A 12,462-nucleotide genomic window follows, 5' to 3' on the forward strand; every position below is an offset into this window, starting at 1 on the left:
GTAATCGTTCCCTCTCCCTGTGGGAGAGGGTTAGGGTGAGGGCATCAGGCATTGCAGTCGTTGCAGAATAGCTATCAACACCTCCTCCTCATTAGCCCTGAATTCGTTATTCCAGAACCGTAAGACTTCCCATCCGTTCGCATTCAAAAACTCGGTACGTCGTGAATCATACTTCTCTTTGTTCTGATGCTGACCCCCGTCCAGCTCAACGATCAGCTTCGCCTTAAAGCAGGCGAAATCCACGATGTACGGACCAATAGGCATCTGCCGACGAAACTTATACCCAAAGAAGCGACGACCCCTGAGCAAATACCAGAGGAGTAATTCTTCGGGCGTCATTTGTTTGCGGAGTTGTTTTGATTTTTCCATCCCCACACTCTGCCAGCCTTTTCCTCAGCCGGCAGAGCGGGATGCTAAATCCTGAATAAGCCTTCAGGATTCTTCGGCGAGGAACAGCTCAAGAAGGGAGTTTAAGAACAGCTTGCCGTGCTCGGTGATCTGCCAGTATTCCTCACTCTCGGTGAGATACCCCTGGGCCAGCGCCTCGTCGATCTGCGGGCGAATCACCGACTCCGGCAGCCCGGTGTAACGCGCAAATTCCGCGCGCGGCGCGGCTTCCAGCAGACGGAAGCGGTTCATGAAGAACTCAAACGGTTTATCCGCCGCCTCAACGTCGTGCTGACGCTCCAGGTAGCGGCCTTCCATGTATCCGCGCGGGTGGCGGGTTTTGGCGGTGCGCAGAATGCGCCCGTCCGGGAAGGTCACCTTGCCGTGCGCGCCGCAGCCAATTCCCAGGTAGTCGCCAAAGCGCCAGTAGTTCAGGTTGTGCTGGCACTGATAGCCCGGCTTCGCATACGCGGACGTTTCATACTGCTGATAGCCCGCAGCGGTTAGAAGCCTGTGACCCTGCTCGAAGATATCCCAGAGCGCGTCGTCGTCCGGCAGCACCGGCGGGCGGGAACCGAACAGCGTGTTTGGCTCAATGGTGAGCTGATACCACGACAGGTGCGGCGGGTTCAGTTCGATCGCCTGGCGCAGGTCGTCCAGCGCCTCTTCCAGCGACTGATCCGGCAGGCCGTGCATCAAATCGAGGTTGAAGCTGCGAAGGCCAAGACCGGTCGCCAGGTTTGCCGCGCGCTTCGCCTCTTCCGGGCCATGAATGCGCCCCAGACGTTTTAGCTTTGGTTCGCTAAAGCTCTGCACGCCGATGGAGATGCGGTTCACGCCCGCGTGCTGATACTCGACAAAACGGTCGGCCTCAACGGTGCCGGGGTTGGCTTCCATCGTAATTTCAGCATCCGCCGCCAGGTTCAGGCGCGAACGCACGCCGTCCAGCAGCGTTTGCATCGCCGGGCCTGACAGCAGGCTCGGCGTACCGCCACCAATGAAAATGGTCTTAACTTCACGTCCCTGTGCGTAAGGTACATCGGCATCCAGGTCGGCCAGCAGATGCGCAACGTAGTCATCGTGCGGCACTTCGCCCTTCAACGCGTGCGAGTTGAAATCGCAGTACGGGCATTTCTGCACGCACCACGGGATGTGAATATACAGACTCAGAGGCGGCAAATTAGCCATTACGCAGTGCTTCCAGTAACAGTTTCAGCGCGCGTCCACGGTGGGAAATCGCGCTTTTCTCTTCGCGGGTCAGTTCCGCAGCGGTTTTGCCCTCGGTCGGGACAAAGAAAATCGGGTCGTAGCCAAAGCCGCCGTTGCCAGCTGCTTCATGGGTAATCACGCCCGGCCAGCTGCCGTGGCAGACGATAGGCGTCGGGTCTTCCGCGTGGCGCATATAAACCAGAACGCAGTGGAACTGCGCGGTGCGCTGTTCGTCCGGTACGTCTTTCAGGGCGACAAGCAGTTTTTCCAGATTCTGCTGGTCGGTGGCGTCAACGCCGGAATAGCGCGCAGAGTAAATCCCCGGCGCACCGCCGAGAAAATCCACGGCCAGGCCGGAGTCATCGGCAATCGCGGGCAGGCCGGTGACCTGGGCGGCGTGGCGCGCTTTCAGGATCGCGTTTTCGATAAACGTCAGACCTGTCTCTTCGGCGGACTCGACGCCCAGATCGGTCTGGGCAACCACGTTGAGCCCAAAATCATTTAATAGCGAGGCCAGCTCGCGCACTTTACCGGCGTTGCCGGTCGCGAGAACAACTTTCTGCATGCTTTAGTCCTGTTCTTTCAGAGCCGCGACTTCCGTCGGGATAGATTGCGGATTAAGGATTTTCACCTGTTTATGTCGCCCAAGTTCACCTTTTTCAATGATGACCTGGCTTTTGGCGACGCGAAACTGTTTTGCCAGATATTTGGTCAGATGCGCGTTCGCCTGGCCGTCAACCGGTGGGGCGGTGATGGCGACTTTTAATTCGTCGCCATGCAGCCCAACAATACCGTCACGGCTGGCTTTCGGCTGAATATACAGCCGCAAAACCAGCCCGTCAGCGCAGGTGCTTACGGCACTCATAGCGCCATCCACAGCCCCGGCAGCAGCATATCGCCCGTGGACTGTAACAGCTCAGCGATCCCCATATTAACCACGTACAGCAGCAGAACCAGGATCATCGGCGAGAAATCAATACCGCCCATCGAAGGCAGCAGGTTGCGAATCGGGCGCAGCAGCGGCTCGGCCAGTTGGATCAGCGCATATTCTACCGGACTACGGCCCTGGCTTACCCAGCTCATGATGGCCATGACCAGCAGCACCCAGAAAATCAGCAGGCCGATGGTTTTGATTAAAATCAGGACCGCAGCAATCCAGATAATCGGCTGGAAGGTGATGACCATAAACAGCACGATCGCTTTGATAACGCTCAGAATAAACGCCACCAGCAGAGACGAACTGTCGATGGGACCCATCGCCGGGATAATGCGGCGCAGCGGTCCGACAACAGGTTGCGTGATTTTCACGACAAACTGCGAGAACGGATTATAAAAATCACAGCGGGCCCACTGCATCCAGACGCGCAGCAAAAGCGCCATCGTATACAGCTCAAGCACTGTTGAGAGCAGGAAAGTCAACGTCTTCATGGCGTTCCTCAGGTTTCCTTATTATTTTGAGTAGTCGCGCGCACCGAAAATTGCCGTACCGATGCGCACCATAGTGCTGCCTGCCGCGATGGCGGCTTCCATATCATCCGACATGCCCAGAGAAAGCGTGTCTACCGTTTCATAGCGCGCTTTAAGCGCCTCAAATGCTACAGCCATTTGCTGTGCCACGGCAAACTGCCTTTCATAACTTGACTCAGGCGCAGGAATTGCCATCAGCCCGCGCAGGGTCAAGCGCGGCAGTTCGGCCACGTCTGCGGCCAGCGTATCCAGCTCACTCAGAGCAATGCCGGACTTGCTGTTTTCATCGCTGATGTTGACCTGAATCAGCACGTTAAGCGCTGGCATTTCTGCCGGACGCTGGTCATTCAGGCGGGTAGCAATACGCAGGCGATCGATGGTGTGGCACCAGTCGAAGTGTTCTGCTACCAGACGGCTTTTGTTCGACTGCAGGGGGCCAATAAAGTGCCACTGCAGATCCGTATTCCCCTGTTCCTGGAAGTAGCGAATTTTATCCACGCCTTCCTGCACGTAGTTTTCACCAAACGCCCGCTGGCCTGCATCAATAGCTTCTGCGATGGCGCTCGCAGGCTTGGTTTTGCTGACTGCAAGCAGCGTAATTTCTTCTGAAGCACGGCCGCAGCGCGCTGCGGCGGCTGAGATTTTGTCCCGGACCTGTGCCAGGTTATGCGCAATGTCGTTCATTTTCCGAGGAGTAGTCTATGGATGTGGAAGAAATTGTGGCTCTTAGTGTAAAGCATAATGTCTCCGATCTACACCTGTGCAGTGATTCGCCACCGCGCTGGCGCAGATTAGGTCGGCTTGAACCCGCTCCTTTTCCGCCTCCCGATGTCGGAGCGTTATTGAAAGCGTGGCTCAACGATGAGCAGCAGGGGATATGGTGGGCAAAGGGGCAGGTGGATTTTGCCTCGACGGTGACGGGGGGCCAGCGGCTGCGCGGCAGTGCCTTTAAGCAGATGAGAGGTGTCTCTGTGACGCTGCGGCTGCTGCCGCGTAGCTGCCCACAGCTCTCTTCGCTGGGCGCGCCGCGGGCGATCCCGGAACTGTTGTCCAATGACGCCGGGCTGATTCTGGTCACGGGGGCGACCGGCAGCGGCAAATCCACTACGCTGGCGGCGATGGTCGATTTTCTCAACCACCATGCTGACGGCCATATCCTCACGCTTGAAGATCCGGTGGAGTTTATCTACCAGAGCGAACGTTGTCTGATCCAGCAGCGGGAGATAGGCCAGCACAGCCCGTCATTTGCTGAAGCGCTGCGCAGCGCCTTACGCCAGGATCCGGACGTTATTCTGCTGGGGGAGCTGCGCGACAGCGAAACGATCCGCCTGGCGCTGACGGCGGCGGAAACCGGACACCTGGTGCTGGCGACGCTGCATACGCGCGGGGCATCGCAGGCGATTGAACGGCTGGTCGATACGTTCCCGGCGCAGGAGAAAGATCCGGTGCGTAACCAGCTGGGCGGCAGCCTGCGAGCGGTGCTGGCGCAGAGGCTGCTTCCCGATCTGCAGGGCGGGCGCGTCGCGTTGTATGAACTGCTGGTGAACACTGCGGCGGCGGCGAATTTGATTCGTGAAGGGAAAACGTGGCAACTGCCCGGGATCATTCAAACCGGTCAGCAGGCAGGAATGCAGAACTTTGACCAGAGCCTGGCGGAGAGACGGGCGCAGGGCCGGCTGTAGGCCCCCGTGCTTAAAAGCCCTGCTCGAAATAGCTTTCGAGGATAATCACGGCGGAAGCAGAGTCCACGCTGCCCTTGTTGAGCGCACGGAAGCCGCCGTGCTCAAACAGGCCCGCACGCGCTTCGACGGTGCTGAGACGCTCGTCGTGCAGCTTCACGGAGACGCCAAAGCGGCCATGGATTTTATTGGCGAACTTACGCGCTCGGGCGGTAAGCGGCTGTTCTGTGCCGTCCATGTTCAGCGGCAGCCCAACAATAACATCATCCGGCTGCCACTCTTTGAGCAGACGCTCGATAAGATTCCAGTCTGGCGTGCCGTCATTGGCCTTCAGGGCCGTAAGCGGACGCGCGGTACCGGTGATGCGCTGCCCCACGGCGACGCCAATGCTTTTGGTACCAAAATCGAAGGCCAGAAGCGTTCCGCTCATCAGGCGTGCCCCGCTACGCCAGGCATGGTCAGGATATCAATGCCAATCAGCTTCGCCGCGTCACGCCAGCGATCGGCGATAGGGGTTTTAAACAGGATATTCATGTCCGCAGGCGCCGTAAGCCAGGCGTTATCGAGAATCTCTTGCTCAAGCTGGCCTTTCTCCCACGACGAATAGCCCAGCGCCACCAGCACTTCAGAAGGCTGCTCTGCGGTGCCCAGCGTTTCAAGCACGTCGCGCGAGGTCGTGATAACGGTGTTATCCGAAATTCGAATGCTTGAAGAGAATACCGGCGGCGTATGCAGGATAAAGCCGCGATCTTCTGCAAGAGGTCCACCCAGCATCACCGGTTTATCAAGCCGGATTTCTGGCAGTCGCGCTTCAGCCGGTATTTTCAGCTTGTCCAGAATTCCTTCAACCTGAAGATTTTCCAGTGGTTTATTGATGATAATACCCATCGCGCCGTCTTCATTGTATTCACAAATATAAACCACGGCGCGGCGAAATATCGGGTCCTGGAGAGCAGGCATGGCAATAAGAAAGTGATGCTGTAAATTCATTGTCAGAGGTACTGTTTCCTGGTTTAAAAAGCGACAGCGCCCAGTATGGGGACAAACACAGGCGCTGTCACTAATAGTATTGTTAGGTTATTTATGTAAACGTTTTTCGATAGCGTCCATCAGCATTCCGGTGATCGAAATCGGGAATTCCGCTTCAATTTCACGAATGCAGGTCGGGCTGGTGACGTTCACTTCGGTCAGACGATCGCCGATGATATCCAGGCCAACGAAGATCAGGCCTTTGGCTTTCAGCGTCGGGCCAACGCGGCGGGCAATTTCCCAGTCGCTTTCGGTCAGCGGGCGCGGCTCACCGCGGCCACCGGCTGCCAGGTTCCCACGAGTTTCGCCACCCTGCGGGATACGCGCCAGGCAGTAAGGAACCGGTTCGCCATCTACCACCAGAACGCGTTTATCGCCGTCTTTAATCGCCGGAATATAGTTCTGCGCCATGCAGTAACGCGTGCCCAGTTCGGTCAGCGTTTCGGCAATCACGCCAATGTTCGGGTCGCTCTCCTTAACGCGGAAAATCGACGCGCCGCCCATGCCGTCCAGCGGCTTCATGATGATATCGCCGTGCTTCTGCCAGAATTCCTTCAGCTGCGCTTTGCTGCGGGTCACCAGTGTTTCCGGCGTCAGGTCAGAGAACCAGGCGGTGTAGAGCTTCTCGTTGCAGTCGCGCAGGCTCTGCGGCTTGTTGACGATCAGCGTGCCTTTCTCTTCTGCACGCTCAAGGATGTAGGTGCTGTAAATGTATTCGGTGTCGAACGGCGGATCTTTACGCATCAGGATGACGTTGAGATCGGCCAGGGCAATATCCTGCTCGGTGCCGAACTCGTACCATTTGTCGTAGTTCTGCTCGACGTTAACGATGCGGGTGCGGGCGCGAGCTTCACCGTTGATCAGGTAAAGATCGTTCATCTCCATATAGTGGAGTTCATAGCCGCGACGCTGCGCTTCCAGCAGCATGGCGAAGCTGGAATCTTTCTTGATGTTAATGTTTGCGATGGGGTCCATCACGATGCCGAGCTTGATCATGTTCTTCTCCGTTAATGCTTCAACCCAGATCGCCAAACCGTACCTGTAGCGCGGTAATGGCCGTGAGTGCCGTTGTCTCAGTGCGCAGAACGCGAGGTCCCAACAGAATATCAGTAAACTGGTAACGTGCCGTCATCGCAATTTCGTCCGCCGACAGGCCGCCTTCGGGGCCAATCAGCAGGCGTACGCGCTCAACGGGCAGGGGCAGCGTATTGATGCTGGCGCTGGCGCGCGGATGAAGATTGAGCTTCAGCCCGCTTTCCTCTTCTGCACACCAGTCCTCCAGATCCATCGCCGGGCGGATCTCCGGAATACGGTTGCGGCCACTCTGTTCGCAAGCCGCAATGGCGATTTTCTGCCACTGCTGGATCTTTTTGTTCAGACGTTCCGCATCCAGTTTAACGCCGCAGCGCTCAGAAAAAAGTGGCGTAATGAGGCTTACACCCAGTTCAATGGATTTCTGTATGGTGAACTCCATTTTCTCGCCGCGCGACATCACCTGGCCCAGATGGATGTGCAGCGGTGATTCCCGATCATCCACTTCGCCACGCAGGACGTTAACGTGTACGCTTTTTTTATCAGACCGCGTGATTTCCGCGTCGAAAACCTGGTTCGAGCCGTCGAACAGCTGTATTGCCTGGCCTGCGCCCATGCGCAGCACGCGGCCAACGTGGTTGGCGGCGTCATCAGACAAGGCGATTTCGCGGCCTGCGGTAATCAGTTCAGGATGGTAAATGCGGGGAATGCGCATAGTCAGAAATTCCATGTGTCATGCGATATAAGCTAATTGCCGTAGTGTAGGTTAGCTCTTTTGCGCCTGGCAAGCCCGCTGGACGTAAGGGTTGTGATTCCCCTGGACTCTGGCGATACGTTCGTCGCGCTGGCATTCCCACTCCGTCACCGGGTACTGCTTGTCCCAGGCGTTGAACAGCTGCGTCTGCTGGCGGGAGAGGTTGAGGTCGTAACGGTCACGCATATAGAAGTAGGTGCGGGCAATGCTGCCGCGCGCGCGGGCAGGGGGCTCGGCAACTTTCTCTTTAAAATCAACCTTCATACCGCACTGGCCGTACTGGCCTTCGCCACCGTTCCACTGGCTGTACATGAAATTACCCCGGTCGCCGTTCACTTCACCTACGGCAGGCTGCAGGTTATGCATATCGCTTTCTATCTGACGATAAACCGGATCTTTGGCGCAGTTTTTACGTCCGCCATCCTGCCAGCACTGGCGCTGGTGGCCAAACTGCCAGGCCGGAACGACATGTTCCCATTCAATGCGACTGGCGCGATTTTCGTTTTTACGCACCTTATAGCCGCAGGACTCAAGGTCAACGACCCCTTTTTTACCCTGCCAGTTAATTTTACAGCCGCAGTAGAAATCGCCCGGCACATCGGCGTTTACCTTCACGCCTGCTGCCTTGGCCTGGGAAAAACTGTTGATACCGTCGGCCAGAGCATGGCCTGAGAGCACCGTCGTCAGAAAGGCGACCGCGAGAGAAAAATTACGGGACATCTTACACTCCGTGTCAAAACGAGCCCGCAACGTAACGAATGTTGTTCCCGTATGCAATCAGTCAGATCAGGAAAGTTCCTGAAAGTTCAGATGATTATTCCGCAACCAGCGGCTCGCCGCATTTGACGCAGTGGTAGGTTGCCTCGCCGCGCACCACGCGATTATGGCGGCGGACGGTAAGCTGGTGCAGCTGACACTGGCAGCGGTAGGGGAAGGTATTGCGACGCACCGATTCCAGTTCGAACTGATGGGTGCGGCGTGCCGGAACGCCGAGCACCGCTTCCATCATCCACTTCCACTCCTTGCCGTGGGGCGCGACGCGTCCGAAGTGTTTCCACACCAGCAGATGCGCCAGCTCGTGCGGTACCACTTCCTCGATAAACGCCTGCTGGTTTTCCATCATAAGCACCGGGTTAAGGCGGATCTCATATGGCTCGAGCCAGGCGGTACCCGCCGCGGTTCCGCGCTGCTGATAAACGATCTTAGGTTCAGGGTAATTACGGCCGAGCTTCAGGTTTGCCTGGGCGAGTTTTTCCCGCAGGCAGCGCATAACGGCTTGCTGAAGGGCGATGGGGAGACGGGGTGCTTTCATAGGGGCAGAGCATAAAGCGCGAAGCGGGGAGGCGCAAGAGGCGCCTCCCGCGTGAGGATCAGTCGTGGGCGCCGATTTCGCGCAGCGGACGACCTTTCATCAGGTTACGTTCAATATGTTCCAGAGAAACGTGTTTGGTTTCTGGAACCAGCCAGATTGTCAGCACAATAAAGAAGATATTCAGACCTGCGTAGACCCAGAAGGTGTTCGCGTTGCCCAGGGTATTGAGCATGGTCAGGAACGTTGCGCCGACGATCATGTTGGCAATCCAGTTGGTTGCGGTAGAGCAGGTGATACCAAAATCACGCCCTTTCAGCGGCTGGATCTCAGAGCACAGCACCCAAATCAGCGGGCCAGCGCTCATCGCAAACCCGACGATAAACATCAGCAGCATGCCGACCGCAAAGTACTGGGCGGTTGGTGAGTGAATGCCCACATGCATCATGGTACCGAGGACACCCATACCGGCTGCCATCACCAGGAAGCCCAGCGTCAGCGTTGGCTTACGTCCCCAGCGGTCCACCAGACCGATGGCGATAAAGGTCGCCAGCACGTTGGTCAGACCCACGATGACGGTCCCCCACATTTGTTCGGTGGTGTTGGTATAGCCCGCCAGCTCAAAAATTTTTGGCGCGTAATACATGATGACGTTCATCCCGGTGAACTGCTGCATCACCTGAAGCAGTACGCCAAGGAACACCGCGCGGCGGAAGTTGCTGTTCTCTTTAAACAGCGCCCAGCCGGACTGTTTGACCTTCAGACTTTCGCGGATCTCTTCCAGCTCGTTTTTCGCTTCGGCGCTGGTATCGCGCAGGCGCATCAGCACGCGTTCGGCATCGTGGAATCGACGTTTGGCGGCGAACCAGCGCGGGCTGTCCGGCAGGAAGAAGACGCCAATCAGCAGCAGAATGGCCGGGATGATGATCACGCCGAGCATCCAGCGCCATGCGCCGCTGTAGCTAAACGCGGTATCGGAAAGGTACGCGCCCAAAATACCGATGGTGATCATGAGCTGGTACATCGAAATCATACTGCCGCGGATTTTCTCCGGCGCGATTTCAGACAGGTAAAGCGGGGCGGTATAGGACGCCACGCCCACGGCCAGGCCGAGCAGCACGCGGGAAACCAGCAGGACCTCAACGTTAGGCGCAGCGGCAGAGAAGAGTGAACCGGCAACGAACAGGATCGCGCCGATCATCAGGCTCTTTTTACGCCCGAGCTTGAAGGAGAGCCAGCCGCTGCCGACCGCCCCGACGGCAGCGCCAAACATCATGGAGCTGACCACCCACTCCTGGGTATGAGCGCTGATCTGGAACTCGTCAGTGATGAAAGGTAATGCACCGGCAATGACGCCGATATCCAGGCCAAAAAGTAATCCTGCCAGGGCGGCGAGGAAACAGACGAAGAATGTCATCGCCTTGTTGGACGTACGCCCCTGTTTTTTATTGTCAGGCATTATGCCCTCCAGTTGGGTTATCAGTTTTATTGATGTAAAGGGTAGGTGAGTGACTCGTAAAAATATGTGAGATTAATCACATAGGTGTAATCGGTTACACTAAGGTGCAACCGTAAAAATAATTAAAGCTTTGAAAATATAGAGGTAAACGAGGTGATATGCATCGCGAAAGAACATATTTCAGACTTAACTGAAAGGAGATGTAACAGCAGAAGAAAGGCGATCATGCAAAGAGAATATTCTGAAAGCGAGACGCATCCGGTGCGGTGTAATCGGTTCCATATTTGCGCCTTTGCGGCGTCACCCGACAAAAAAAGGCCAGCCCGAAGGCTGGCCTTTTATCACGCAGATGTCAGTCGATTACTTCAGACCGGCAGCTTCACGCAGCAGGGCGGCTTTGTCGGTTTTTTCCCATGGGAAATGTTCACGACCAAAGTGACCGTATGCAGCGGTTTCTTTGTAGATTGGGTGCAGCAGATCCAGCATCTGAATCAGGCCGTATGGACGCAGGTCGAAGAACTCGCGCACCAGCAGAGTCAGCTGTTCTGAAGGCACTTTCTCGGTACCAAAGGTTTCAACCATGATGGAGGTTGGCTCAGCTACGCCGATAGCATAGGAAACCTGGATCTCACAGCGATCAGCCAGACCGGCAGCAACGATGTTTTTCGCCACATAACGCGCCGCGTACGCCGCAGAACGGTCAACTTTAGACGGATCTTTACCGGAGAACGCACCGCCACCGTGGCGCGCCATGCCGCCGTAGGTATCAACGATGATTTTACGACCGGTCAGGCCGCAGTCACCCATTGGGCCGCCGATAACGAAGCGTCCGGTTGGGTTGATGAAGAATTTGGTCGCAGAGCTCAGCCATTCGGTCGGCAGAACCGGCTTGATGATCTCTTCCATCACTGCTTCCTGCAGGGATTTCTGATCGATATCTTCGGCGTGCTGGGTAGACAGAACCACCGCGTCAATACCGACGATTTTACCGTCGTCGTACTGGAAAGTGACCTGGCTTTTCGCATCAGGGCGCAGCCACGGCAGGGTGCCGTTTTTACGCACTTCAGCCTGACGCTGCACCAGACGGTGTGCGTAGGTGACCGGTGCTGGCATCAGCACGTCGGTTTCGTTGGTTGCATAGCCGAACATCAGGCCCTGGTCGCCCGCGCCCTGTTCCAGCGGATCGGCACGGTCAACGCCCTGGTTGATGTCTGGAGACTGTTTGCCAATCGCGCTCAGAACCGCGCAGGAGTTGGCATCAAAGCCCATATCAGAATGCACATAGCCGATCTCACGCACCGTATTACGGGTGATCTCTTCGATATCAACCCATGCGCTGGTGGTGATCTCACCGCCAACCAGAACCATGCCGGTTTTGACATAGGTTTCGCACGCTACGCGCGCTTTTGGATCCTGCGCCAGGATCGCATCCAGCACCGCATCGGAGATTTGGTCAGCAATTTTATCAGGATGTCCTTCTGATACGGACTCGGACGTAAACAGGTGTTTTGCCATGTTTTATTTCACCTAAGAGGAATTTGGTTAGCTCAAGCTGCTGTGTGGAATAGCCAAAGGAGATAATTCTACCAAGGCCTGCAGGTTTTTGACACTGGCAGTATGAGTGTTAATCAGTATAGATGGATTAACATCTGGATGGCTATTTTAGGTCACTTCTTCGCCCGATTTCCAGTTTTTTTTGACTAACCTCTCACTCAGTTGAAATTGCGGCTGGCAATAATTCCTGACGGCCCCGGCAACACGCACATTTATCTTTTGCTTTTTACCCCTGTTCTCGGTATAAAACGCGGCGCGCGGCTCATATAAAATAAGCGCTCGATGAACTCATCGTGTCGCCACTTCCAGCCGGGTTAAGCAGTGAACTTTTAGCTTTGGCTTGTGGTCCGTTTCAGCAGAGGCGGCCGTGGAGGTGATACGAGATAATGAACCATCGTTTTCCGCACATTCAGCGCAGCCGTTCTGGCGCGCATTTGATTCCCGCAACCCGCATTTCTAGTCTGCAAACCTGCCGATGTTATACCCATCTCGGCGCTTCTCAGGATTCCAGGGCCGGTCACGCTTTGTGAAAACTGAACAAGGGCGCTCTTGTTAATACAAGAGTTTTCTCGTGGTTTCGCCG

The 12,462-nt window shown here is 56.2% G+C and carries 16 protein-coding genes; 2 read left to right on the plus strand and 14 right to left on the minus strand.

Annotated elements, in window-relative coordinates; translation table 11 throughout:
- Positions 1 to 30: 30 nt before the first annotated feature.
- The 6 genes from ADJ24_RS08965 to ADJ24_RS08990 form a co-directional block, all read right to left on the minus strand.
- Positions 31 to 369 (minus strand): endonuclease domain-containing protein, encoded by a 339-nt coding sequence (locus ADJ24_RS08965; RefSeq protein WP_023309134.1) that lies wholly within the window; start codon positions 367 to 369, stop codon positions 31 to 33.
- Positions 370 to 432: 63 nt separating this feature from the next.
- Complete coding sequence (gene hemW / locus ADJ24_RS08970; protein WP_048702306.1) at positions 433 to 1,575, minus strand: radical SAM family heme chaperone HemW; 1,143 nt, start codon at positions 1,573 to 1,575, stop codon at positions 433 to 435.
- A complete protein-coding gene (locus ADJ24_RS08975) occupies positions 1,568 to 2,161 on the minus strand; it encodes an XTP/dITP diphosphatase (RefSeq protein ID WP_023309132.1) in 594 nt (197 codons plus the stop codon). The genes hemW and ADJ24_RS08975 overlap by 8 nt, the downstream gene beginning before the upstream one ends.
- A gap of 3 nt (positions 2,162 to 2,164) precedes the next feature.
- Positions 2,165 to 2,461 carry a DUF167 family protein YggU gene (gene yggU, locus ADJ24_RS25000; protein WP_023309131.1) on the minus strand — a complete coding sequence of 99 codons (297 nt, stop codon included), beginning with the start codon at positions 2,459 to 2,461 and terminating at the stop codon, positions 2,165 to 2,167.
- Positions 2,458 to 3,024 (minus strand): YggT family protein, encoded by a 567-nt coding sequence (locus ADJ24_RS08985; RefSeq protein WP_023309130.1) that lies wholly within the window; start codon positions 3,022 to 3,024, stop codon positions 2,458 to 2,460. The genes yggU and ADJ24_RS08985 overlap by 4 nt, the downstream gene beginning before the upstream one ends.
- Positions 3,025 to 3,045: 21 nt before the next feature.
- Entirely contained in the window at positions 3,046 to 3,747 is a 702-nt protein-coding gene (locus ADJ24_RS08990; protein WP_023309129.1) for a YggS family pyridoxal phosphate-dependent enzyme, read from the minus strand.
- A gap of 17 nt (positions 3,748 to 3,764) precedes the next feature.
- Here ADJ24_RS08990 and ADJ24_RS08995 point away from each other — a divergent pair, with 17 nt between their 5' ends.
- On the plus strand, positions 3,765 to 4,745 hold the full coding sequence (locus ADJ24_RS08995; protein WP_023309128.1) for a type IV pilus twitching motility protein PilT: 981 nt from the start codon (positions 3,765 to 3,767) through the stop codon (positions 4,743 to 4,745).
- A gap of 10 nt (positions 4,746 to 4,755) precedes the next feature.
- On the opposite strand, the gene ruvX is transcribed toward ADJ24_RS08995, so the two are convergent.
- The 8 genes from ruvX to metK all read right to left on the minus strand — a co-directional run bounded on the left by ruvX (position 4,756) and on the right by metK (position 11,840).
- Complete coding sequence (gene ruvX / locus ADJ24_RS09000; protein WP_021242076.1) at positions 4,756 to 5,172, minus strand: Holliday junction resolvase RuvX; 417 nt, start codon at positions 5,170 to 5,172, stop codon at positions 4,756 to 4,758.
- Positions 5,172 to 5,732 (minus strand): YqgE/AlgH family protein, encoded by a 561-nt coding sequence (locus ADJ24_RS09005; protein WP_008499752.1) that lies wholly within the window; start codon positions 5,730 to 5,732, stop codon positions 5,172 to 5,174. The genes ruvX and ADJ24_RS09005 overlap by 1 nt, the downstream gene beginning before the upstream one ends.
- A gap of 87 nt (positions 5,733 to 5,819) precedes the next feature.
- The gene (gene gshB / locus ADJ24_RS09010) at positions 5,820 to 6,767 is read right to left on the minus strand and encodes a glutathione synthase (protein ID WP_023309127.1); all 948 of its coding nucleotides are present in this window, start codon (positions 6,765 to 6,767) and stop codon (positions 5,820 to 5,822) included.
- A gap of 19 nt (positions 6,768 to 6,786) precedes the next feature.
- A complete protein-coding gene (rsmE, locus tag ADJ24_RS09015; RefSeq protein ID WP_023309126.1) occupies positions 6,787 to 7,518 on the minus strand; it encodes a 16S rRNA (uracil(1498)-N(3))-methyltransferase in 732 nt (243 codons plus the stop codon).
- A gap of 51 nt (positions 7,519 to 7,569) precedes the next feature.
- Positions 7,570 to 8,277: a deoxyribonuclease I gene (endA, locus tag ADJ24_RS09020; RefSeq protein ID WP_023309125.1), complete on the minus strand. Its 708-nt coding sequence runs from the start codon at positions 8,275 to 8,277 to the stop codon at positions 7,570 to 7,572.
- A 94-nt stretch (positions 8,278 to 8,371) separates the two neighbouring features.
- Complete coding sequence (locus ADJ24_RS09025) at positions 8,372 to 8,869, minus strand: SprT family zinc-dependent metalloprotease (protein ID WP_048955538.1); 498 nt, start codon at positions 8,867 to 8,869, stop codon at positions 8,372 to 8,374.
- Between the two features lie 58 nt (positions 8,870 to 8,927).
- Positions 8,928 to 10,325, minus strand: coding sequence for a galactose/proton symporter (gene galP, locus ADJ24_RS09030; protein WP_023309123.1), 1,398 nt, complete (start codon positions 10,323 to 10,325; stop codon positions 8,928 to 8,930).
- A gap of 360 nt (positions 10,326 to 10,685) precedes the next feature.
- On the minus strand, positions 10,686 to 11,840 hold the full coding sequence (metK, locus tag ADJ24_RS09035; protein ID WP_008499745.1) for a methionine adenosyltransferase: 1,155 nt from the start codon (positions 11,838 to 11,840) through the stop codon (positions 10,686 to 10,688).
- Between the two features lie 425 nt (positions 11,841 to 12,265).
- On the opposite strand from metK, the gene ADJ24_RS25850 reads away from it, so the two are divergent.
- Entirely contained in the window at positions 12,266 to 12,409 is a 144-nt protein-coding gene (locus ADJ24_RS25850; protein WP_419095425.1) for a hypothetical protein, read from the plus strand.
- Positions 12,410 to 12,462 lie beyond the last annotated feature (53 nt).

This window comes from Enterobacter sp. 940_PEND, assembly GCF_001059415.1.
GTDB lineage: Bacteria > Pseudomonadota > Gammaproteobacteria > Enterobacterales > Enterobacteriaceae > Enterobacter > Enterobacter cloacae_M.

Bases quoted from the DNA above. Each gene is read 5' to 3' on its own strand.
- ADJ24_RS09005 (WP_008499752.1), bottom strand. From the start codon at position 5,732: ATGAATTTACAGCATCACTTTCTTATTGCCATGCCTGCTCTCCAGGAC.
- rsmE (WP_023309126.1), bottom strand. From the start codon at position 7,518: ATGCGCATTCCCCGCATTTACCATCCTGAACTGATTACCGCAGGCCGC.
- ADJ24_RS08995 (WP_023309128.1), top strand. From the start codon at position 3,765: ATGGATGTGGAAGAAATTGTGGCTCTTAGTGTAAAGCATAATGTCTCC.
- gshB (WP_023309127.1), bottom strand. From the start codon at position 6,767: ATGATCAAGCTCGGCATCGTGATGGACCCCATCGCAAACATTAACATC.
- ruvX (WP_021242076.1), bottom strand. From the start codon at position 5,172: ATGAGCGGAACGCTTCTGGCCTTCGATTTTGGTACCAAAAGCATTGGC.
- ADJ24_RS09025 (WP_048955538.1), bottom strand. From the start codon at position 8,869: ATGAAAGCACCCCGTCTCCCCATCGCCCTTCAGCAAGCCGTTATGCGC.
- ADJ24_RS08975 (WP_023309132.1), bottom strand. From the start codon at position 2,161: ATGCAGAAAGTTGTTCTCGCGACCGGCAACGCCGGTAAAGTGCGCGAG.
- ADJ24_RS08990 (WP_023309129.1), bottom strand. From the start codon at position 3,747: ATGAACGACATTGCGCATAACCTGGCACAGGTCCGGGACAAAATCTCA.
- ADJ24_RS08965 (WP_023309134.1), bottom strand. From the start codon at position 369: ATGGAAAAATCAAAACAACTCCGCAAACAAATGACGCCCGAAGAATTA.
- galP (WP_023309123.1), bottom strand. From the start codon at position 10,325: ATGCCTGACAATAAAAAACAGGGGCGTACGTCCAACAAGGCGATGACA.
- ADJ24_RS08985 (WP_023309130.1), bottom strand. From the start codon at position 3,024: ATGAAGACGTTGACTTTCCTGCTCTCAACAGTGCTTGAGCTGTATACG.
- hemW (WP_048702306.1), bottom strand. From the start codon at position 1,575: ATGGCTAATTTGCCGCCTCTGAGTCTGTATATTCACATCCCGTGGTGC.
- ADJ24_RS25850 (WP_419095425.1), top strand. From the start codon at position 12,266: ATGAACCATCGTTTTCCGCACATTCAGCGCAGCCGTTCTGGCGCGCAT.
- endA (WP_023309125.1), bottom strand. From the start codon at position 8,277: ATGTCCCGTAATTTTTCTCTCGCGGTCGCCTTTCTGACGACGGTGCTC.
- metK (WP_008499745.1), bottom strand. From the start codon at position 11,840: ATGGCAAAACACCTGTTTACGTCCGAGTCCGTATCAGAAGGACATCCT.
- yggU (WP_023309131.1), bottom strand. From the start codon at position 2,461: ATGAGTGCCGTAAGCACCTGCGCTGACGGGCTGGTTTTGCGGCTGTAT.